This is a genomic window from Thalassobacillus sp. CUG 92003, assembly GCF_013618635.1.
Lineage (GTDB): Bacteria > Bacillota > Bacilli > Bacillales > Halobacillaceae > CUG-92003.
The window spans coordinates 145,546-164,265 of the sequence record NZ_JABLSJ010000007.1; the positions used below are offsets into that span (position 1 = coordinate 145,546).

17 protein-coding genes and 1 other RNA gene are annotated in these 18,720 nt (G+C 44.5%); 10 read left to right on the forward strand and 8 right to left on the reverse strand.

Translation table 11 applies throughout. The features are described from left to right. Window positions 1-147 precede the first annotated feature (147 nt). Entirely contained in the window at window positions 148-1,233 is a 1,086-nt protein-coding gene (gene rlmN, locus HOP45_RS12460) for a dual-specificity RNA methyltransferase RlmN (protein ID WP_181349619.1), read from the forward strand. A gap of 95 nt (window positions 1,234-1,328) precedes the next feature. On the opposite strand, the gene ilvE is transcribed toward rlmN, so the two are convergent. Further along, window positions 1,329-2,234, reverse strand: a complete 906-nt coding sequence (gene ilvE, locus HOP45_RS12465; protein ID WP_181349620.1) for a branched-chain-amino-acid transaminase — start codon at window positions 2,232-2,234, stop codon at window positions 1,329-1,331. A 133-nt stretch (window positions 2,235-2,367) separates the two neighbouring features. Between ilvE and HOP45_RS12470 the strand changes: the two genes are divergently transcribed. Further along, a complete protein-coding gene (locus HOP45_RS12470) occupies window positions 2,368-3,270 on the forward strand; it encodes a M23 family metallopeptidase (RefSeq protein WP_181349695.1) in 903 nt (300 codons plus the stop codon). 116 nt (window positions 3,271-3,386) lie between these two features. Here the strand turns inward: HOP45_RS12470 and hmpA are convergent, their stop codons facing one another. Then, window positions 3,387-4,592 carry an NO-inducible flavohemoprotein gene (gene hmpA / locus HOP45_RS12475; protein ID WP_181349621.1) on the reverse strand — a complete coding sequence of 402 codons (1,206 nt, stop codon included), beginning with the start codon at window positions 4,590-4,592 and terminating at the stop codon, window positions 3,387-3,389. Between the two features lie 137 nt (window positions 4,593-4,729). Between hmpA and HOP45_RS12480 the strand changes: the two genes are divergently transcribed. Beyond that, window positions 4,730-5,161 (forward strand): Rrf2 family transcriptional regulator, encoded by a 432-nt coding sequence (locus HOP45_RS12480; RefSeq protein WP_181349696.1) that lies wholly within the window; start codon window positions 4,730-4,732, stop codon window positions 5,159-5,161. 251 nt (window positions 5,162-5,412) lie between these two features. Here the strand turns inward: HOP45_RS12480 and ssrA are convergent. Both ssrA and smpB read right to left on the reverse strand, forming a co-directional pair. Continuing rightward, window positions 5,413-5,775: a transfer-messenger RNA gene (gene ssrA, locus HOP45_RS12485) on the reverse strand. A gap of 94 nt (window positions 5,776-5,869) precedes the next feature. Then, on the reverse strand, window positions 5,870-6,337 hold the full coding sequence (gene smpB, locus HOP45_RS12490; protein ID WP_181349622.1) for an SsrA-binding protein SmpB: 468 nt from the start codon (window positions 6,335-6,337) through the stop codon (window positions 5,870-5,872). Between the two features lie 179 nt (window positions 6,338-6,516). On the opposite strand from smpB, the gene HOP45_RS12495 reads away from it, so the two are divergent. Further along, window positions 6,517-7,383: a GNAT family N-acetyltransferase gene (locus HOP45_RS12495; RefSeq protein ID WP_181349623.1), complete on the forward strand. Its 867-nt coding sequence runs from the start codon at window positions 6,517-6,519 to the stop codon at window positions 7,381-7,383. Window positions 7,384-7,673: 290 nt separating this feature from the next. Here HOP45_RS12495 and rnr read toward each other — a convergent pair whose 3' ends face one another. The 4 genes from rnr to HOP45_RS12515 all read right to left on the reverse strand — a co-directional run bounded on the left by rnr (window position 7,674) and on the right by HOP45_RS12515 (window position 11,769). Then, the gene (gene rnr, locus HOP45_RS12500; RefSeq protein ID WP_181349624.1) at window positions 7,674-9,965 is read right to left on the reverse strand and encodes a ribonuclease R; all 2,292 of its coding nucleotides are present in this window, start codon (window positions 9,963-9,965) and stop codon (window positions 7,674-7,676) included. A gap of 41 nt (window positions 9,966-10,006) precedes the next feature. Beyond that, on the reverse strand, window positions 10,007-10,750 hold the full coding sequence (locus tag HOP45_RS12505) for an alpha/beta hydrolase (protein ID WP_181349625.1): 744 nt from the start codon (window positions 10,748-10,750) through the stop codon (window positions 10,007-10,009). Window positions 10,751-10,904: 154 nt separating this feature from the next. Further along, window positions 10,905-11,138 carry a preprotein translocase subunit SecG gene (secG, locus tag HOP45_RS12510; RefSeq protein ID WP_181349626.1) on the reverse strand — a complete coding sequence of 78 codons (234 nt, stop codon included), beginning with the start codon at window positions 11,136-11,138 and terminating at the stop codon, window positions 10,905-10,907. A gap of 445 nt (window positions 11,139-11,583) precedes the next feature. Further along, a complete protein-coding gene (locus HOP45_RS12515; protein WP_181349627.1) occupies window positions 11,584-11,769 on the reverse strand; it encodes a hypothetical protein in 186 nt (61 codons plus the stop codon). A 1,053-nt stretch (window positions 11,770-12,822) separates the two neighbouring features. Between HOP45_RS12515 and HOP45_RS12520 the strand changes: the two genes are divergently transcribed. From HOP45_RS12520 to ytzI, 6 genes are all read left to right on the forward strand, one after another. Then, window positions 12,823-13,569 (forward strand): DeoR/GlpR family DNA-binding transcription regulator, encoded by a 747-nt coding sequence (locus HOP45_RS12520; protein WP_181349628.1) that lies wholly within the window; start codon window positions 12,823-12,825, stop codon window positions 13,567-13,569. Further along, complete coding sequence (gene pfkB / locus HOP45_RS12525) at window positions 13,566-14,480, forward strand: 1-phosphofructokinase (protein WP_181349629.1); 915 nt, start codon at window positions 13,566-13,568, stop codon at window positions 14,478-14,480. The genes HOP45_RS12520 and pfkB overlap by 4 nt, the downstream gene beginning before the upstream one ends. A 14-nt stretch (window positions 14,481-14,494) precedes the next feature. Continuing rightward, on the forward strand, window positions 14,495-16,390 hold the full coding sequence (locus tag HOP45_RS12530) for a PTS fructose transporter subunit IIABC (RefSeq protein WP_181349630.1): 1,896 nt from the start codon (window positions 14,495-14,497) through the stop codon (window positions 16,388-16,390). A gap of 53 nt (window positions 16,391-16,443) precedes the next feature. Further along, window positions 16,444-16,710 (forward strand): phosphocarrier protein HPr, encoded by a 267-nt coding sequence (locus HOP45_RS12535; protein WP_181349631.1) that lies wholly within the window; start codon window positions 16,444-16,446, stop codon window positions 16,708-16,710. Window positions 16,711-16,715: 5 nt separating this feature from the next. Continuing rightward, window positions 16,716-18,437 (forward strand): phosphoenolpyruvate--protein phosphotransferase, encoded by a 1,722-nt coding sequence (gene ptsP / locus HOP45_RS12540; RefSeq protein ID WP_181349632.1) that lies wholly within the window; start codon window positions 16,716-16,718, stop codon window positions 18,435-18,437. 84 nt (window positions 18,438-18,521) lie between these two features. Then, on the forward strand, window positions 18,522-18,695 hold the full coding sequence (gene ytzI / locus HOP45_RS12545) for a YtzI protein (protein WP_181349633.1): 174 nt from the start codon (window positions 18,522-18,524) through the stop codon (window positions 18,693-18,695). Window positions 18,696-18,720 lie beyond the last annotated feature (25 nt).

Consider the following 18,720-nt stretch of genomic DNA (forward strand, 5'->3'; position numbering starts at 1 on the left):
AGGCGGCCAGGATAATAGAAATTAGCAATACGAGGTGATAAGCTATTGTAATTGAGGCACTATTGTGATAATAACTCGCTGGTTGTGTCTCCCCCTCGTATGCATTAGAATGGAAATAGTGAATTTTTTTAAAGAGGAGCGGACCTTATGAAACAATCCATTTATGGATTAACGTTCGATCAACTGACGGATTGGTTGACGGCGCATGGCGAGAAAAAATTTCGTTCTAAGCAAGTGTGGAACTGGCTTTACCAAAAGCGCGTCACTGATTTTTCCCACATGAAAAATCTGAACCAATCGTGTATCGAGTTGCTCGATGAACACTTTACGATTGAAACGTTAACAGAAGATATTAAACAAGAGTCCTCAGACGGGACGATCAAATTCCTATTTAAGCTGCATGATGGCAATGTGATTGAAACGGTTCTCATGCGTTTTAATTACGGTCTGTCAGTATGCGTCACGACCCAAGTCGGGTGTAACATCGGCTGCTCATTCTGTGCAAGCGGCGTGTTATCAAAGAATCGCGACTTGTCTAGCGGCGAGATTGTCGAACAGATCATGCAAGTTCAGCATCATCTTGATCAACAACAAAAAGATGAACGCGTCAGCCATATTGTGGTCATGGGAATTGGTGAACCCTTCGATAACTATGACAATCTGATCGACTTTTTGAAGGTTGTCAACGACCAAAAAGGCTTATCGATCGGTGCTCGACACATTACCGTCTCCACGAGCGGCATCACACCAAAAATGTACGATTTTGCAGATGAAGGCATCCAGATTAACTTAGCGTTATCGATTCATGCACCGAACAATGAGCTCCGTTCACAAGTTATGAAAATCAATCGGGCTTATCCATTAGAAACACTCATGCCAGCCGTTGACTACTATTTAGAGAAAACGAACCGGCGGATTACCTTCGAGTATATCCTGCTGAAGGACGTTAACGATCATAAACAAGAAGCCGAACAGCTCGCTGATTTACTAAAAGATAAACGCCATTTATCTTACGTTAACTTAATCCCTTACAATCCGGTTGCAGACAACCCTTATGAACGCAGTGACAAAGAAGCGATCCTCACCTTCTATCAAACCCTGATGGACCGAGGAATCAAGTGCGGCGTAAGAACAGAACACGGCACCGATATTGACGCAGCTTGCGGTCAATTAAGAAGTAAACAAATAGAAATAGAAAAAGCCCGCAAAAAGAAAAAACTCCAAGCGAACTAAAAGAAACGCCGAACGATTTCAGTGAAATTGTTCGGCACTATTTGTGTTTCAAGGACTGCGGACATGGGTTATAAAAGACTCCTGGCATTTTGTGACTAATAGACCGGGAAACAATAATGCCGATAGCCTGGTAATTCACCTCGGATCATCCGATTATAAATGTGGAGGACTTCTAGCGTAACTGGACCAGGCTCCCCGTTTGCGATCACCCGGCGATCGACTTCAACGACTGGCTTAATGCCAACAGCCGTCCCGGTAAAAAACACTTCGTCTGCTTCGTATAACTCAATCCTGGTAAAACTCTGCACGATAACAGGTAACCCCAGTTCTGCCGTAATAATCTGCATCACGGTGTCTCTTGTGATCCCCGGGAGAATGTCATCAGAAACAGGAGGGGTGTAGACCTTTCTCCCCTGAACGATAAAGATATTTTCAGTCGCCCCTTCACTGACGTTGCCTTCATCTGTTAAAAAAATGGCTTCATCAAACCCATTTTGTTCGGCTTCACTTATGGCCAATGCTGAATTTAGATAACCAGCTGTCGGTTTTACTTGAGGAGGAATCATGTTGCTCCCCACCCGCGTCCACGATGAAATGCACGTTCGTAAGACAGGCTTAGGTTCATATTCCGTAAAAACGTTAAATATAGCTAAATGATTAAAAGGTTCAATTAAATCAGGTCGTAAGGTATTTGAACCTTTGAAACAGATCGGGCGTATATATACATCGCGATACACTTCATTTAAGATGAGAAGCTCTCTTGTAATTTGGGTCAATTCGTCAACGGAATAAGGAGACGGCATCTGTAAACTGTGCCCTGATTTGTAAAACCTCCGTAAATGATCGTCTAAGCGAAAAACAAAAAGCTGTTTGAGATTGTCGTTCCAAAACCCTCTTATGCCATCCAAATAACCTAAGCCGTAATTTAAACCCTTATTTTTCACACTCACACTTGTTATCTGATCGTCGACATAGCGATCAATGTCAAACATGTAAACCATCGCGTCTCCCCCCTTTTTCTTTACTTGGCTTGATGTTATAGCCCTCATTAATTTCTTCCATAAGGTGACAAATCAAAGAACTGAATCTATACTATGCTTAGCATACATATAGGAGGGGATGCTCGTGCAGATCATGCTATGGATCCAGGCGGTCATCTATACCGTGCTGCCGCTATTTTTCTTCATTAAACTTTATAAAGGAAGCTATGCCAGCCAAAGGCTGTGGTTCATTGAATGGATATTAGCTGCTATGTTTATCGGTTTCATTTTTGTGCTCGGGCCCTGGCATATATTCATGTATTATCTTAGATATGTATGGCTCTTGCTTTTTATCATTGTTTCCTTCATTTCTTTCAAGAAAATCAAACCACTCCCTAAGAAAGGACCAAAACAAGATAAAAGCAATACATTTTCTGCCTGGCTCAGTATTGTTTTGGCAATTTACTTTGGTGTAATGATGGTCCTCGGACTATCCGGGTATTGGCTTGAAAACGAAGACCAGGCGATTGATCTTGCGTTCCCTTTACAGTCAGGCGTGTATGCTGTAGGCCATGGCGGTTCCCACTCTTCGATCAATTATCATCACACCCACCCTGAACAGCGCTATGCGTATGACATTCTCCAGTTAAATAAATGGGGACTTAGAGCCCGAGGACTGACGCCATCAGAGCTCGAAAACTATAATATCTATAACACACCCATTTACAGCCCTTGTGCTGGAAGCATTACTGAAGCAGTGGATCAATATGAAGACATCCCGCCGCTGCAATCAGAGACTGACCCGGAAGATCCCGCGGGTAATCACGTCGCTATATCTTGCCAAAACGCTGACGTCTACATCGCTCATATCCGACCTGGTACCGTGACGGTAGAAGAAGGGGATGAGGTGACGGAAGAAGATGTTATTGGGAAAGTAGGAAATACGGGGAACACAACAGAGCCGCATCTCCATATTCATGCTGTGAGAGATGGAGAAGGGATCCCGATCACATATGGACGTTTCCTTAAACGAAATAGCTTAGTTTTTCGGGAATGACGACGTTACGTCCCCTTACACGATTCCGATAAAAATAAAGAGGTAAAAGGAGCGCTAAGGTGGCTTTCCTGCGCTCCTTCCATTCGGTCTCAGCATGAAACCATCTTAAAATGGTATTATTCTATCGTACTTAAGGGGGTGAACGCTTCAAATTGACGCTGCTCGGCCGGGACGCCCCACTCCCTTAAAGCATCATTGACTGATTTCATGAACGGCACGGGACCGCAAAAATAGAAATCTTTGTTTTTATCGCTCAAAATAGATTGAAGCCATGCTAAATCTACATACCCTTCTTTATCAAAAGTCTCTGCTTGATAATCTTCGTCTGTTGGAGTTGCATAGCAGGTATAACAGGTAACATTGTGGTGTGCTAACGCTTGTAAATCTTCCTTTAGAGCATGTACATTTCCATTTTGTGCCGCATGGATAAAGGTTACTTCCCTTTCAGGCTGTTGATCCAGTATCGTTTTAACCATGCTCATCATCGGAGTGATGCCAACTCCGCCACTAATAAAAACCAATGGCATCAACTCAGTGGAAATAGTGAAATCTCCAGCTGGCGCGGCTGCTTGCAATATGTCTCCTTCAGAAGTACGGTGTAAATAATTAGACACTTTACCAGCAGGAAGTTCTTCCGTTTGGTCTTCTCGCTTTACACTGATTCGATAAGTATCCTTTCCAGGTGCATCAGAAAGACTATAGTGTCGCATATGAGCGTACGTATCTCCTTCTATGTCTACTTGCAAGGTTATATATTGACCCGCTTGATACGTAGGAAGTGGCCCGCCATCTTGAGGTTTCAGATAAAAAGAGGTAATCACATCGCTTTCTCTCACCTTTTTTGTAATATAAAAGGAACGCAAACCAGTCCATCCCCCTTCTTGTTGCTGAACCTGCTCATACAAATTACTTTCGATAGATATAAATATGTCGGCAATTGCCTGATATGCTTTTGCCCATGCTCCAATAACCTCTTCGTTCACCTTATGTCTAAGCACGTCTTGGACTGCTTCTAACAACGTTTCCCCCACCAAAGGATATTGCTCCGCTTGAACGCCGAGTGCTCGATGTTTTTCAGTTACCCTTTCTACCATTCCTTTTATCGCATCCAAATTATCTATGTGCTCCCCGGCCATGCACACAGAATGAGCTAATGCATCTTGTTGATTGCCTCTCTTCTGATTGGTTTGATTAAAAATATTGTACAATGAAGGAGCTTTAGAGAATAATAGTTCATAGAAACGCACACCAATATCATGGCTGTTTTCCTGCAGAACAGGTGCTGTTGTATTTACTGTTTGAATCGTTTTATCATCTAACATAAAGATTTCCCCTTTAATTATCGTGGCTCTCTGATCAGAGCTCTTAAAATTAAGAGTATGATAGACGATATATAAAAACAACATTTTAAATGCATGTTTACGAAAATGTTCACAAAGCAACCTTGGAGGGATAGAAAATTCACTTAACTAACTATACCGATTACTCATTGAGAATTCTTATGTTTTTAGCCACGAGACAGAAAGAACAGTTGGTCCGATCACAAGAGATTGCTACTATATACGGGATTCCAAATAATCATCTGATAAAAATTGTTCGTCACTTAAGCAGATTAGGCTATATTGAAACCGTTCGGGGGAGAAATGGCGGCATGAGACTCGGAACCTCCACAGCAGACATTAATATTGGGCGTGTAGTGCGTGATATGGAAGATAACTTTCATATCGTGGAATGCTTCAATAGGGAAGGGAATGCATGTGTCATATCTGGAGCTTGTCGCTTACAAGGTGTGTTGAGCGAAGCGATGAACTCATTTCTTTCTGTCCTCGATAAGTACACGTTACAAGATTTAGTTTTGAATAAGGATCAGTTATACGCTTTATTAAAATGACGTAGGCTTGAGGAGCCAAGCTATTGGATCTCTATAAAAAGCGAACATTGGTAAAGTAGACAAGGTGATTTGCTTATCTAAAAGAAGTGTGGCCGTGCCCGTGGGAGGCGACGTGTTTTGACGGAGCGGTCATGACCCCCCTAAAATAAAAAACGCCGAACAATCCAGCGAAAGTTCGGCATTTTTTGTTTTATTCAGTTTTGTACTGTTTCTTTACTTTAATTAAACATAAAAAAACCACCATATATGTATGGTGGAGACGGTGGGAGTTGAACCCACGTCCGGAGATATCGTCACTCGGGCTTCTACAAGCGTAGTCGCTATATTGTCATTCGCGTCCTGTTCAGCCTAACGACAGGCTTACCAGGAGCTAGCCTGATTAGTCTCTTCGTTTTTCCTCAGGCGGTGGAAAAACGCGTAGTCCGCTTTAGTTTGAGACCCTTGCATCTGCCACACGGACGATGGCAGGAAGGATCGCTATAGCCAGCTTACGCTGCTACAGCTAGGTTATCGTTAGATTCGCCAGTTATATTTAGGCAAATGACGTTTATCGAGTCGTCGCCTCGACTTGCAACCCGAGCTCGATCTATCCCCGTCGAATCCGTAACGTCCCCGTCAGGATGAAAGGATAGCATCAAGCTACCTTATTTTATTGTCATCTAACGACATATACATTATAGCATATTTTGCGCATTTTGCAAACGACCGTTACTGCTGCAAGCTCTCTTTGACAGCACGATCCGCATCGCGTTTCATTTGCTTGCGCTTTTGGGCTTCACGTTTATCATATTTCTTCTTCCCTTTGCCAAGTCCCAGCAATACTTTCGCCATCCCGTTTTTGATATAAACTTTCAATGGGATTAAAGAATAGCCCTGCTGCTGCGTTTCACCAATCAATTTGTCGATTTCTTTGCGATGCAACAAGAGTTTCCTTGCTCGCGTAGGATCATGATTAAAACGGTTCCCTTGTTCATAAGGTGAGATATGCATGTTATGCAGGTATACTTCGCCTTTGTAAATACGGGCAAAACTATCTTTTAAGTTGAGTCGTCGTGCTCGGATCGACTTGATTTCAGTCCCTTGCAGAACGATTCCCGCTTCAAAGGTCTCTTCTACGATAAAATCGTGGCGTGCTTTTTTATTTTGCGCTAATGGTTTGTCGTACTCTTTTGGCATAGATGGTTCCTCCTCTACCTGCGTAGCCATAATTGTATCAAAAAACCCCGCCATTTCCAATTGTGATCACGCTCAGACTGCAAACTTGAAAGCAGCGTCTCACAATCATCTTAATGGACATTTTCATAACCGCTGTGAGATTATGAGCTTAGAAATAGACAGTTAAAGGAGTACGCGATATGGAACAACAGGTGATGAATATCAGGCGGCTTACGCTTCAAGATTATGATGCTCTGCATGCCATGCAGACGGGCATTGAGGATGATTATGTCGTGCGGATCTTCGACCGACTAGTCACATCAGATGTGCATGAGTTATTCGGATTATTTCGAAACGGGCACATGCTCTCTGTAGGTGGCTATAGCTTATTTGCCGAGGGGCGGTTCGCCATGCTTGGCCGCTTAAGAAGTGATCATCGTTACCTCGGACAGGGAATGGCGACAGAATTACTTTCTCCTATCATAGAAGATCTGAAACAACGCCCTGAGGTAGCGTGGATTGGGGCAAATACACACGTTCACAATAGCTCGGCCCGGCGCGTCCTGGAAAAGATCGGTGTGCAGCAAGGCCCGCAGCTGCACTATTTAATTTTAACAGAACCTGACAAATTAAACGCCACTCCAGGAGCAGTATGGGAACCTGTTCAAGAGCTGACCAAGAAACGAGCCCTTCTTCGGTCGTTGCATCAGAACGCGCTCGGTGTTTTCCCGTATGAATGCTATTATCCTTTTCCGTTTGACGATGCCTTATTTACAGATGCGTATTTACAGACGTGCAGTTTCTATCAATCTCCTGATCAGCAGCGTTTTGTCGTGATTCAAAACGATCAGAAAAAATACCAGTACGCACACGTCAAATATTTTTGGAATGACCATTACGAACAGCCTGGCTTCTTTGAAACGCTTCGCGATCACTGGCAGCATAACCCTGACAACGTAGGCTGCTGGATCGATTTTTCACCTGAAGGCTATCAAAACATCCAGGACCTCACGCCATATGAAGTCAAAGATCCCTGGGTGCTTTACGGAATGTTGAAACAAGCTTAGTACCATACCAAACGAGCTTGGGAAAAAACTGAATAATACACAAAAATGCCGAACATTTCGCTGAAAGGTTCGGCATTTTTTGTGCTTAAGGAAGGCGTTCAACGACCGCTGCGTCAAAACATTCCGCTTTCCACGGGCACGGCCTCAGTCCTCAGAAAGCAAAAACGCTTTCCTGCGGGATCTTCGGCTCGCGCTGTTCCCGAAGGAACGCTAATATTCATCTAAAAGCTTTAAAACGTTTTTAATGTCCGTTTTATTAATACCACTGAGTTATTTAAGTCCCAGCTTTGCTACTTTTTCTTCTTTTTCTTGCCTCCGCCGCTTTTACGCTTGGCGGCGCCTTTATTATTATAAAAAGGTTTGTTATCTTTGTTTTTACCTTTTTTCCCGTCCTTGCTTTTGGAAGGAATCGGTTTTGGCTTAGACGGCGCTTTCCGTTCTTTACGCGGTTTCATTCCCACGATTTCGAAATCGACGACACGTTCATCCAAGTTGACATTCATGACACGGATGGTGATTTCATCGCCGATACGGAACATATTACCGGTCCGTTCACCTATCATGGCAAATTGCTTTTCATCGAAGTGATAATAATCATCGGTCAAGTAAGAGACGTGCACGAGACCTTCGACTGTGTTCGGAAGCTCAACAAACAAGCCGAAGCTTGTCACGGAGCTGATGACACCATCGAATACTTCTCCGACTTTATCCTGCATATACTCCGCTTTCTTCAGATCATCCGTTTCGCGCTCAGCATCGACGGCTGCCCGTTCCATTTCTGATGAATGGCGGGCAATCTCTGGAAGTTGTTCCTGCCATCTTCGCTGTGTTTGTTGATCGAGCTTACCATTAACCAGATAGGTCCGGATTAACCGGTGCACAATCAAGTCAGGATAACGTCGGATGGGCGACGTGAAATGCGTGTAAAAGTCTGTCGCCAGGCCGAAGTGACCGAGACTTTGCGGGTCATACTTGGCTTGCTGCATAGACCGAAGCATCAATTTGGATATGATGGTATCTTCTTGGGTCCCTTTGACTTCATCGAGAACTTTTTGCAAGGCTTGCGGTCGGATGTCGTTTGCTGTTCCTTTGACGTTGACCCCAAGGTTGGCTACAAATTCAAAGAAGTGCTCAAGTTTGTCCGGATCAGGATCCTGGTGAACACGGTGAATAAACGGGACCTCCATCCAATGGAAATGTTCCGCAACAGTTTCGTTAGCCGCCAGCATGAATTCTTCAATTAGGCGTTCACCGACTGAGCGTTCCAGCAATTTGACGTCAATCGCTCGGCCGTCATCGTCAACGATTACTTTGGCCTCTTTGAAATCAAAGTCGATGGCGCCGCGGCCAAAGCGTTTCTGACGAAGACGCTTGGCAAGAGCAGCCATATCTCGGAACATCGGAACCAGATCTTCATATTGCTTGATCAATTCCTCGTCTTCGTCTTCCAAAATGGCGTTTACATCCTTATAGGTCATTCGCTCATTGGTTTTAATGACACTTTGGAAAATCTCGTGATTGACGACGTCCCCGCTGGAATCGATCTCCATTTCGCACGAGAGCGTCAGTCGATCAACCTGTGGGTTCAGGGAACAGATACCATTTGATAAGCGATGAGGAATCATCGGGATGACGCGATCGACAAGGTAGACACTTGTCGCGCGCTCACTCGCTTCTTCGTCAATTGGTGAGTTCTCATCAACATAATACGTCACGTCCGCAATATGAACACCGAGTTTATAATTGCCGTTACCCAGTTGTTTGACGGTAACCGCATCATCCAAATCCTTGGCATCTGCTCCATCGATCGTAACAATCGTTTCATCCCGCAAATCGCGGCGATTCTCGATTTCACTTTCGGCAATTTGATCAGGTGTGTTTTTCGCCTGCTCAAGGGCTTCCTCTGGAAATTCCGATTTAATGCCATGTTTGTGAATAATCGAAATAATTTCAATGCCAGGGTCATTTTTATGACCAAGGATATTCACAATCATGCCTTCAGCACTCATACGTTCCTCTGGAAACTTGGTGATTTCGACAATCACTTTATGGCCATCTACAGCACCGTTTGAATGCTCTTTCGGGATGAAAATATCGTTTGGGATCCGCTTATCATCTGCAATAACGAAGCCAAAATTTTGATTGGCCTGGTAAGTTCCTACGACCTTCGTCGTGGCGCGTTCAATGATGCGTATAACGACACCTTCCGCCCGTTGGCCTTTCTCATCACGTCTCTCCACCCGAACGAAGACTTTATCATTGTTCATCGCTGAAGCTAGATCAGAATGGTGAATATAAACATCATCCTGGTCTTCATCATCCGGAATTAAGAAGGCGAATCCTTTGGCGTGCATTTGAATGCGCCCTCGAATTAAATTCATCTTCTCGGGTAAACCGAATCTGTTCTTACGCGTTCTGACGAGTTCGCCCTCTCCTTCTAACTCATTAAGCGCCTTAACGAGCGCGGTGAAGTCTTCATCCTGTTCAAAATCTAACGTTTCTTCCAATTCTTGAACCGAGAGGGGCTTGGAAGCTGCGTCTTTAAAATAAGCTAAAATCTTTTCTTTTAATTGGTCTGTCATGTTTTCTTCCTCCTTCGATTTCCGCCCTCTACCCGGCAGCGTCAGCTCCAGTCCAGCGACTCAAGAAATGCAAGGATATCCTCGTGCAGCTGTTCGCGCTCTTGATCGAGCGTGATAACGTGACCGGATTGTTTATACCATTTGATATCTTTTGTGTCTGATTCGATATGGTCATAAATATATTGGGCGCTTTCTTTATTAATCATTTCATCTTGTTCAGCTTGGACGACAAAAGCGGGGGCATAAATATGATCGACGTGATCATGTACCTCATTAATTAAACCGCCAAGCTGGTGGAACATATCTTTCGATTGATCGAGTAAGGTTTCTATTTCCTGATCAATCGTTTCTTTGTCTTTACCTTCTAATTGTTTAAATTCTTTCGCTTTAAATCGGTAACCTTGCGACAATTCCTGCTCGTTGTCAAAGAACATCGGGGTACACATCGGGATGATGCCTTTGACTGGTTCATTGTAAGCGAGTTTCAACCCTAACACGCCGCCGAGTGAGAGACCAGCGACTGCAATCTTTGTGTATCCTAATTCACGCAAATGGTTTAAAGCATGTTGAACGTCCTCCCACCACTGCTCTGGACCAGCCTTAGTCAGTTCCTCTGGAGGCTGTCCATGGCCGCGGTAGATGGGAGCATGACTTGTGTATCCGTGCTTTTGCAAAAAACGTCCCAGCATTCTGACATCAGCTGAATGCCCTGTAAATCCATGTAATAATAATACCGCACGCTCGCCCTCTTCAAACGTAAACGGTTCAGGCAGTTTAATTTTCATCTTTTTTCGCTCCTTATCCCATTTATTTCCCTATTTAGCTGGATTCATTCTTGTTTTTCCTGACGTTTTCCGAGTCCCTCCCTCATAACCGGGAATACGAAAGCCGCGCTAGCTAACAGCGCGGCTTTGATACTCAATTTTTATTTGATCTGGTTTAATTCAATACGTAAGCAGCCAAAAAAGCAAAGACGAAAAACAAAACGCCGGTCACAATTGTGGCCTTATGCAGCACGGCGTCCACGCCTCGTGCTTTTTGCTTTCCAAATAACTGCTCAGCCCCTCCAGAGATAGCTCCAGATAAGCCGGCACTTTTTCCAGATTGAAGTAATACAAGAACAATTAAAACAATAGTATCAATAGCTAATAACGCAATAGCAATACTTTCCATAGTGTGCCCACACCTCCTAAAACGCACAAATACATATTGTAAATGTAGCACAAAAACACGCATACAGCAACATTTGGTAACTGTTTAATTTTTTTGCTCTATATGGGTTTGGGCGGTTGAGCACGGCGCGCTTTCTACGGGAGTGCGTTGAAACCACTCAGTCTCTCTCCCTAAAATTCTAAACACCATAGATAAAATGCTTCGCGATTTACGCCTGGCACTTCGCCGTTTATTCAGCCTCGGTTTACTAAAAAATGCCCCAATGAACATAAACAACAAAGCTACTAATATTCCCGCAGCTTCCTGATTAAATAGGATAGATACGGGAATAGATAAAGCTGCCAACATAAAAAAGAGCTTTATAAACAATTGCTTCCCTCCATGCAGAAAAATGTGCAAGGAAAAAATGGTATAAATTCTTGTGCAGAATTTAACCTTACCGAACCTATTCTTCTCTCTTAATAAGCTTCTCTAATTTTTGTTCCATTCTATCTAATTGTCTATTTCTTTGTTTAGCAGTCATAACATACGTAACAATGCCTACAACGACAGCAATTAAAATTAGGAAGAAAAACAGTTGAGCTATGATATCTCCAAAATTCCAACTGCCTACAGCTGATAATAAAAACATATGTACGCCTCCCCTAACGAAACGATCCGCATTTTCTTCTTGAATCATTATAAGTATTTCAAAATGTTGGGTATAACTCAATAGGTATCCATGTTCGCAGTTCACAGCGAGTTGACAGGTCCTGGCTTGATACACTTTCGGCTGTGATCGTTTCTGCGATAGATCGGATTCTAACGTCCTCTTTTTAGCTTATAAATAGGTTGGGGATCATAAATGTGGGGAATTGGCATGTAAATTCAGCTCATTGCGCGATCATGCTGGTAAATGGCTCGGTGATCCTCTGATTCGGCAAGAATATCTGGGAAAATGGCATGTAAGCAGACTGCCTGGCTGCCACTGGCTTATATCTTCTCTGATCGGGCTTGTATTCAGGTGATGCTGGCTCGTATTCAGCCCAGCTTAGATTGTAATAAGCCAGGTCGAAATCCACATGGAAGGTCGTGGCTTGATATGTTCCCGGATTGGCTTGTATGTGTGGCAGATCGGATTATAAGCTCCTATTTTCAGCTCGTAAATTTGTTGGGGATCATTAAGGTGTGAATTTGGCATGTAAATTTAGCTCATTGCGCGGTCACGCTTTAATATGGCTTGGTGGTCCCCCGATTCGGTACGAATGTCTGGGAATACGGCATGTAAACAGACTGCCTGGCTGCCTCTCGCTTATATCCTCTCTGGTTGGGCTTGAATTTAGCTGATAATGGATCGTAATCACCCCAGGTTAGCCTGTAATGAGCTAAGTCGAAATCCTAACGTCAGGTTCTGGCTTAAATATCTCCCGTATCTGCTCGTATGTGTGGCAGATTGGGTTATAAAGTACTCTTTTTTAATTATAGGATTTGGCATATACCATTCACTTAATAGCACAGTCCTTAATACAGAGATGGCCCTTTTTTGTCCCCCTTCTTGGAAACAGAACTATATTACTGTTTGATTAACTATGAGTGATTTTGAATGTTATTTTGATACTTTTTGAATGAATTTGGTTGTTTTTGATTGATTTATGAAAGGGCTTCCTTTATGATGAAATTAGGAATTAAGAGAGGGGGGGATTTCGTGTTAACTCCTGAACGTCACCAGTTGATTCTAGAGCTTCTTCATAACAAAACCACCGTAAAATTGAAGGAACTCGTCGAAGAAACCCAAGCGTCAGATTCCACCGTTCGTCGCGATCTTGATCAACTTGAGCAAGCCGGTCAATTACGACGTATTCATGGCGGAGCGTCCTTGCGGCAATCAGCTAGTGAAGAACCCAGCATGTCAGAAAAAGCCACCGTGCACTACCAGGATAAATCGCGCATAGCTGCTGAAGCGGCTAAATTGGTACGTGACGGAGACTGTATTTTTCTTGATGCAGGTACCACGACATTCGAAATGATCCCGCACTTACGTGATAAAAATTTAATTGTCGTAACCAATGGACTCAGCCATTTAGAAGCTTTAACGGAACATCACGTGCCCACGTATGTGGTGGGAGGCTTTGTAAAACAAAAGACGCGAGCAGTCATTGGGTCAGGTGCTATCACAAATTTGGAGCAATATCGGTTTGATAAATGCTTTCTCGGTATTAACGGGATCCATGATGAAGACGGTTATACTACACCCGACCCTGAAGAAGCGGCTGTAAAACGGACAGCATTGGCCTTATCCCTGGACCGTTATGTGCTAGGCGACGCGTCTAAATTTAATGAAATTACCTTTGTAAAAGTAGCTGATCTAGCAGAAGCTACCATTATCACCAATCACCACGATCACATCGAGCATTATCGAACCAAAACTCAAGTAAAGGCAGTGAGACCATGATCTATACCTGTACGCTTAATCCTTCAATCGATTACGTTATGCACATTGAGCGTTTCGAGGAAGGCGGGCTCAACCGCGCAGCTCAGACCTTTTATTACCCCGGCGGCAAAGGGATCAATGTCTCGCGGGTGTTGCGACGTCTGGATACGGAAACGACTGCCCTCGGATTTATCGGCGGTTTCACAGGCGACTTCATAAAACGTCATTTAGGCGATGAAGCAATTTCCCACAACTTCATTGAAACGGGCCAAACGACCAGGATCAACGTCAAGCTGAAGGCTGGGAGTGAATCGGAAATTAATGGCCCTGGACCGGCTATTACAGCCGAACAGCAGCACGCCTTACTGAATGAAATTGCCCGACTCACGGCAGAGGATACGTTAGTGTTAGCGGGCAGTCTCCCCTCATCATTGCCTGGCGATTTTTATGAGCAGATCGCTCGCTTATGCTATGAGCGCGATGTTGCCCTTGTCGCAGATACGTCCGGCCCGGCTTTGCATCAAATGGCCAAACAGCCCGTGTTGCTATTAAAGCCGAATCATCATGAGCTTGGCGAGCTTTTTGATACCTCCATTACGAATAAAGAAAAGGCTGCTTATTACGCCAAACAACTGCTGGCAGACGGACCACAAAATATCATCGTCTCAATGGGAGCAGAAGGGGCTGTTTTCGTTAATGCGGAACACCAATGGTACGCCAACACGCCCGAAGGAAAACTCATAAATTCCGTCGGGGCAGGTGATTCGGTCGTATCTGGCTTCCTTTCGGCTTATACGAAGAACCAAGGTTTGGAACAAGCGTTCAAGTACGGGATTGCTGCAGGCAGTGCCACCGCTTTCAGCGATGATTTATGCACGAGACAAGATGTGGAGTCCATTGTAACTGATATATATGTTTCACCTATTTCTTAAAGGAGGGTCTAAAGATGAAGATTACAGATTTATTAACGCGCGACACGATTGTGTTGAACATGACGGCTTCTTCTAAACCTGAAGCCATCGATGAATTGATCGGCAAGCTTGACCAGGCAGGAAAACTGAATGATCGCGATGAATTCAAACAGGCGATTAACGAGCGGGAACAGCAGAGCACGACCGGGATTGGTGAAGGCATTGCGATTCCTCACGCCAAAACGGCGGCTGTAAAAGAACCTTCCATTGTTTTCGGTCGCTCACAGGAAGGTTTGGATTATGAGTCGCTGGATGGCCAGCCGACCAACTTATTCTTTATGATTGCAGCTTCAGACGGGGCGAACCAAACGCATTTAGAAACGCTATCCCGTCTATCCACCTTCTTAATGGACAACGCGTTCCGTTCCCAGCTTGAGGCTGCCAAAACGGAAGAGGAAGTCATTGAAGCCATCAATGCCAAAGAAGCCGAAGAAGATTATGACAGCGAGGAAGAATCCGCTTCCGGCAAACACATCCTTGCTGTGACGGCTTGCCCTACCGGCATTGCCCATACGTACATGGCCGCTGATAAGTTAAAAGCAGCAGCTCAAGAGATGGACCTGAATATTAAAGTAGAAACGAACGGTTCAAGCGGCGTCAAAAACCGGCTGACGGCCGAAGATATTGAAAAAGCAGATGCTATTATTGTCGCAGCTGATACCAACGTCGAAATGGACCGATTTAAAGGTAAACCCGTTATCGAAGCCCCCGTGGCAAAAGGCATTCACGAGCCGAAAGAATTATTGAACAAAGCGTTGAAAGAAGATGCACCCATTTATCAAGGGAGCGGCGAAAAATCGGAAAGCTCTGAAGACAGTGGCGGAAGAAGCGGCATTTACAAGCACCTGATGAATGGTGTCTCCAACATGCTTCCGTTCGTTGTCGGTGGTGGTATTTTAATTGCCCTTTCCTTCTTCTTTGGAATCAATGCTGCTAATCCGGAAAGTGATCAATACAACAGATTTGCTGAAATGCTCAGCATCATCGGCGGCGACAATGCTTTCTTCCTACTTGTACCCGTCTTAGCCGGCTTCATAGCATCCAGTATCGCTGACCGTCCCGGGTTCGCACCAGGTATGATAGGCGGCCTGATTGCCATTACGTCTGGCGTTGAAGGTGCAGGAAATGGTTCCGGGTTCTTAGGTGGTTTAATCGCTGGTTTCTTAGCTGGTTATTTGACGCTTGCCGTTAAAAAAGTATTAGCAGGGTTACCAGACGTCATGGACGGTTTAAAAACTGTCCTGTTCTATCCAGTCATTACGATTTTCATTACAGGGATGATCATGCTGTTGATCAATCCGCCATTGACCCAACTTTATACTGGGCTGCTCAGCTGGCTTGAAGGCATGGGAGATGCCAACCTCGCTCTGGTAGGCTTGATTGTAGGCGGTATGATGGCGGTTGATATGGGGGGACCTATCAACAAAGCTGCTTATACGTTCGGTCTTGCGACACTCGAAGCAGGAAATTATGAATTTATCGCAGCCGCCATGGCTGGTGGTATGGTACCGCCAATCGCGATGGGGCTTGCGACCACGTTCTTTAAAAATAAATTCAGTAAGCAAGAACGCGAGACAGGAAAAACGGCTTACTTCCTCGGCGGTTTCTTCATTACCGAAGGTGCTATCCCATTTGCGGCAGCCGACCCGGCCCGTGTCATTCCGTCGATGGTAGCAGGTTCCGCCATCACAGGTGCCCTGACCATGTTATTTGAAATCGGTCTGCGTGCCCCCCATGGCGGTATATTTGTAATCGGACTAGTTGAAGGTGGCTTCATGAAAGCTGTCCTATATCTCTTTGCCATCCTAATCGGGAGTATCATTAGTGCAGTCATTGTAGGATTCTTGAAAAAAGAGGTGCAAAAGGCTTAAAATGAGAGAGTTAGAGTCATTATAAAGCGACCACTTTTGAGGAGGAATTTACAATGGAAGAGAAGACATTTACCGTTACGTCTGCAGATGGGGTCCACGCCCGTCCTGCTACAGTCCTTGTGCAAAATGCCGGGCAGTTTGAATCCGACATCAACCTTCATTACAAAGAGAAAGCCGTCAATTTGAAATCCATCATGGGTATCATGAGCCTGGGCATCCCTTCAGGTGTTGAAGTGAAGATTACAGCTGAAGGCAAAGACGAACAGGAAGCGATCAGCAAACTGGCGGACACCATGAAAAATGAAGGTCTGGGGGAATAGACAGCATGACACAATTACAAGGGATTGCAGCCTCCAGCGGTATTGCGATGGCCAAGGTCTACCACCTGGAGGCGCCAGACCTTTCTTACACCACAACAGACATTGATCAACCCGAGGAAGAAGTTAAACGCCTTCATGCGGCGCTTGATATTTCCAAATCTGAACTAGAAAAAATCAAGGCGCACACAAAAGAGTCGCTCGGTGACGAACATGCTGAGATTTTCTCGGCTCACCTGCTCGTTTTGAATGACCCCGAGCTGATTCAACCAATCGAAGATAAAATTAAATCCGAAAATGTGAATGCTGAAGCAGCCCTAGATGAGACTGCGAACATGTTCATTGATATGTTTAAGAATATGGATAATGAATACATGCGTGAGCGTGCTGCCGATATACATGACGTCACCAAACGGGTCCTTGCTCATCTATTGAATGTGACCTTCCCGGATCCCGCATTGATTGATGAAGAAGTCATCATTGTCGCTGAGGATTTGACGCCTTCTGATACAGCGCAATTGAATAAAGATTTCGTTAAAGGGTTCACCACCGATATCGGGGGACGAACCTCTCATTCCGCGATCATGGCGCGTTCATTGGAAATTCCAGCTGTGGTAGGAACCAAAGATATTACATCCAAAGCGGAAAAAGACGCGTTTATCATTGTAGATGGGATTAATGGGGATGTCCTGCTCAATCCGACTGAGGAGCAAATAGGGACTTATCAGGAAAAACAAAACGAGTTCGAACGGAAAAAACAAGAATGGGCGAAATTGAAAGATGAACCCACTGTTACCTCAGAAGGGCGTCATGTTGAGCTCGCTGCTAACATCGGGACACCCGAAGACATCGAAGGTGTATTGAATAACGGAGGCGAAGGCGTTGGCCTTTACCGTACAGAATTCCTATATATGGGCAAAAAACAGCTGCCAACTGAACAAGAACAATTCGATGCCTACAAAAGCGTCCTTGAGCAAATGAACGATCGTGCTGTGGTCGTGCGCACGCTCGACATTGGCGGGGACAAGGAATTGGATTACCTTGATCTTCCTAACGAATTAAATCCATTCTTAGGATTTCGCGCTATTCGTATTTGTCTAGAACGTGATGATATTTTCCGGACTCAACTGCGTGCTCTGCTGCGCGCCAGCGTCTATGGCAACTTGAAAATCATGTTCCCGATGATTGCCACACTTGAAGAATTCAGAGAAGCGAAAGCCATTCTTGAAGAAGAAAAAACAGCATTACGAAACGAAGGACAAAACGTATCGGATTCAATTGAAGTTGGCATGATGGTGGAAATTCCAGCATCCGCTGTACTCGCCAAACAGTTTGCAAAAGAAGTTGACTTCTTCAGTATTGGAACGAACGATTTGATTCAATATACCATGGCTGCCGATCGCATGAATGAACAAGTGTCTTATTTGTATCAACCTTACCACCCGGCTATTCTGAATCTGATCAACACGGTCATCGAAGCCTCCCATGCGGAAGGAAAATGGACAGGCATGTGCGGAGAAATGGCTGGCGATTCCATCGCTATTCCTATTTTGCTGGGATTGGGACTGGACGAGTTCAGCATGAGTGCTACCTCTATTCTGCCCGCCAGGACTCAGATCAAAGCATTGTCTCAGGAAGAAATGGCTTCATACAAAGACACCATCTTATCTATGGGTACATCTGACCAGGTCGTGGATTTCGTGAAAGAAAAAACGGATCAAGCCTTATAATTTTGCAGAACCTATGGCAAAATAGGTTGGGAAGGGTAATCGACTACCCTTCCTTTTTACTGTCATGAGAAAGAAGTGTTTATTATGATGTATACCATCATTATGATTGTCTGCATAGCGATCGTCCTGTTCATAGCAGCCATATTCGGCTTTGCTGTTTCAAAAGGTTATGATTATAAGCACACGGTCGATCCGCACCCCGAAGACGAGGAAGCGGATGCGCCCGATGTATGGGAACATGAAGACAAAAAAAACTGATGGCCTCTTTTAATGGAGGGGGCAT

What these genes read in the sequence shown, in the direction of transcription:
- HOP45_RS12515 (WP_181349627.1), bottom strand. Translation starts at nt 11,769, where the DNA reads ATGTTTTTATTATCAGCTGTAGGCAGTTGGAATTTTGGAGATATCATA.
- HOP45_RS12530 (WP_181349630.1), top strand. Translation starts at nt 14,495, where the DNA reads ATGAAGATTACAGATTTATTAACGCGCGACACGATTGTGTTGAACATG.
- rlmN (WP_181349619.1), top strand. Translation starts at nt 148, where the DNA reads ATGAAACAATCCATTTATGGATTAACGTTCGATCAACTGACGGATTGG.
- hmpA (WP_181349621.1), bottom strand. Translation starts at nt 4,592, where the DNA reads ATGTTAGATGATAAAACGATTCAAACAGTAAATACAACAGCACCTGTT.
- rnr (WP_181349624.1), bottom strand. Translation starts at nt 9,965, where the DNA reads ATGACAGACCAATTAAAAGAAAAGATTTTAGCTTATTTTAAAGACGCA.
- HOP45_RS12535 (WP_181349631.1), top strand. Translation starts at nt 16,444, where the DNA reads ATGGAAGAGAAGACATTTACCGTTACGTCTGCAGATGGGGTCCACGCC.
- smpB (WP_181349622.1), bottom strand. Translation starts at nt 6,337, where the DNA reads ATGCCAAAAGAGTACGACAAACCATTAGCGCAAAATAAAAAAGCACGC.
- ytzI (WP_181349633.1), top strand. Translation starts at nt 18,522, where the DNA reads ATGATGTATACCATCATTATGATTGTCTGCATAGCGATCGTCCTGTTC.
- HOP45_RS12495 (WP_181349623.1), top strand. Translation starts at nt 6,517, where the DNA reads ATGGAACAACAGGTGATGAATATCAGGCGGCTTACGCTTCAAGATTAT.
- pfkB (WP_181349629.1), top strand. Translation starts at nt 13,566, where the DNA reads ATGATCTATACCTGTACGCTTAATCCTTCAATCGATTACGTTATGCAC.
- secG (WP_181349626.1), bottom strand. Translation starts at nt 11,138, where the DNA reads ATGGAAAGTATTGCTATTGCGTTATTAGCTATTGATACTATTGTTTTA.
- HOP45_RS12505 (WP_181349625.1), bottom strand. Translation starts at nt 10,750, where the DNA reads ATGAAAATTAAACTGCCTGAACCGTTTACGTTTGAAGAGGGCGAGCGT.
- ilvE (WP_181349620.1), bottom strand. Translation starts at nt 2,234, where the DNA reads ATGGTTTACATGTTTGACATTGATCGCTATGTCGACGATCAGATAACA.
- HOP45_RS12470 (WP_181349695.1), top strand. Translation starts at nt 2,368, where the DNA reads ATGCTATGGATCCAGGCGGTCATCTATACCGTGCTGCCGCTATTTTTC.
- ptsP (WP_181349632.1), top strand. Translation starts at nt 16,716, where the DNA reads ATGACACAATTACAAGGGATTGCAGCCTCCAGCGGTATTGCGATGGCC.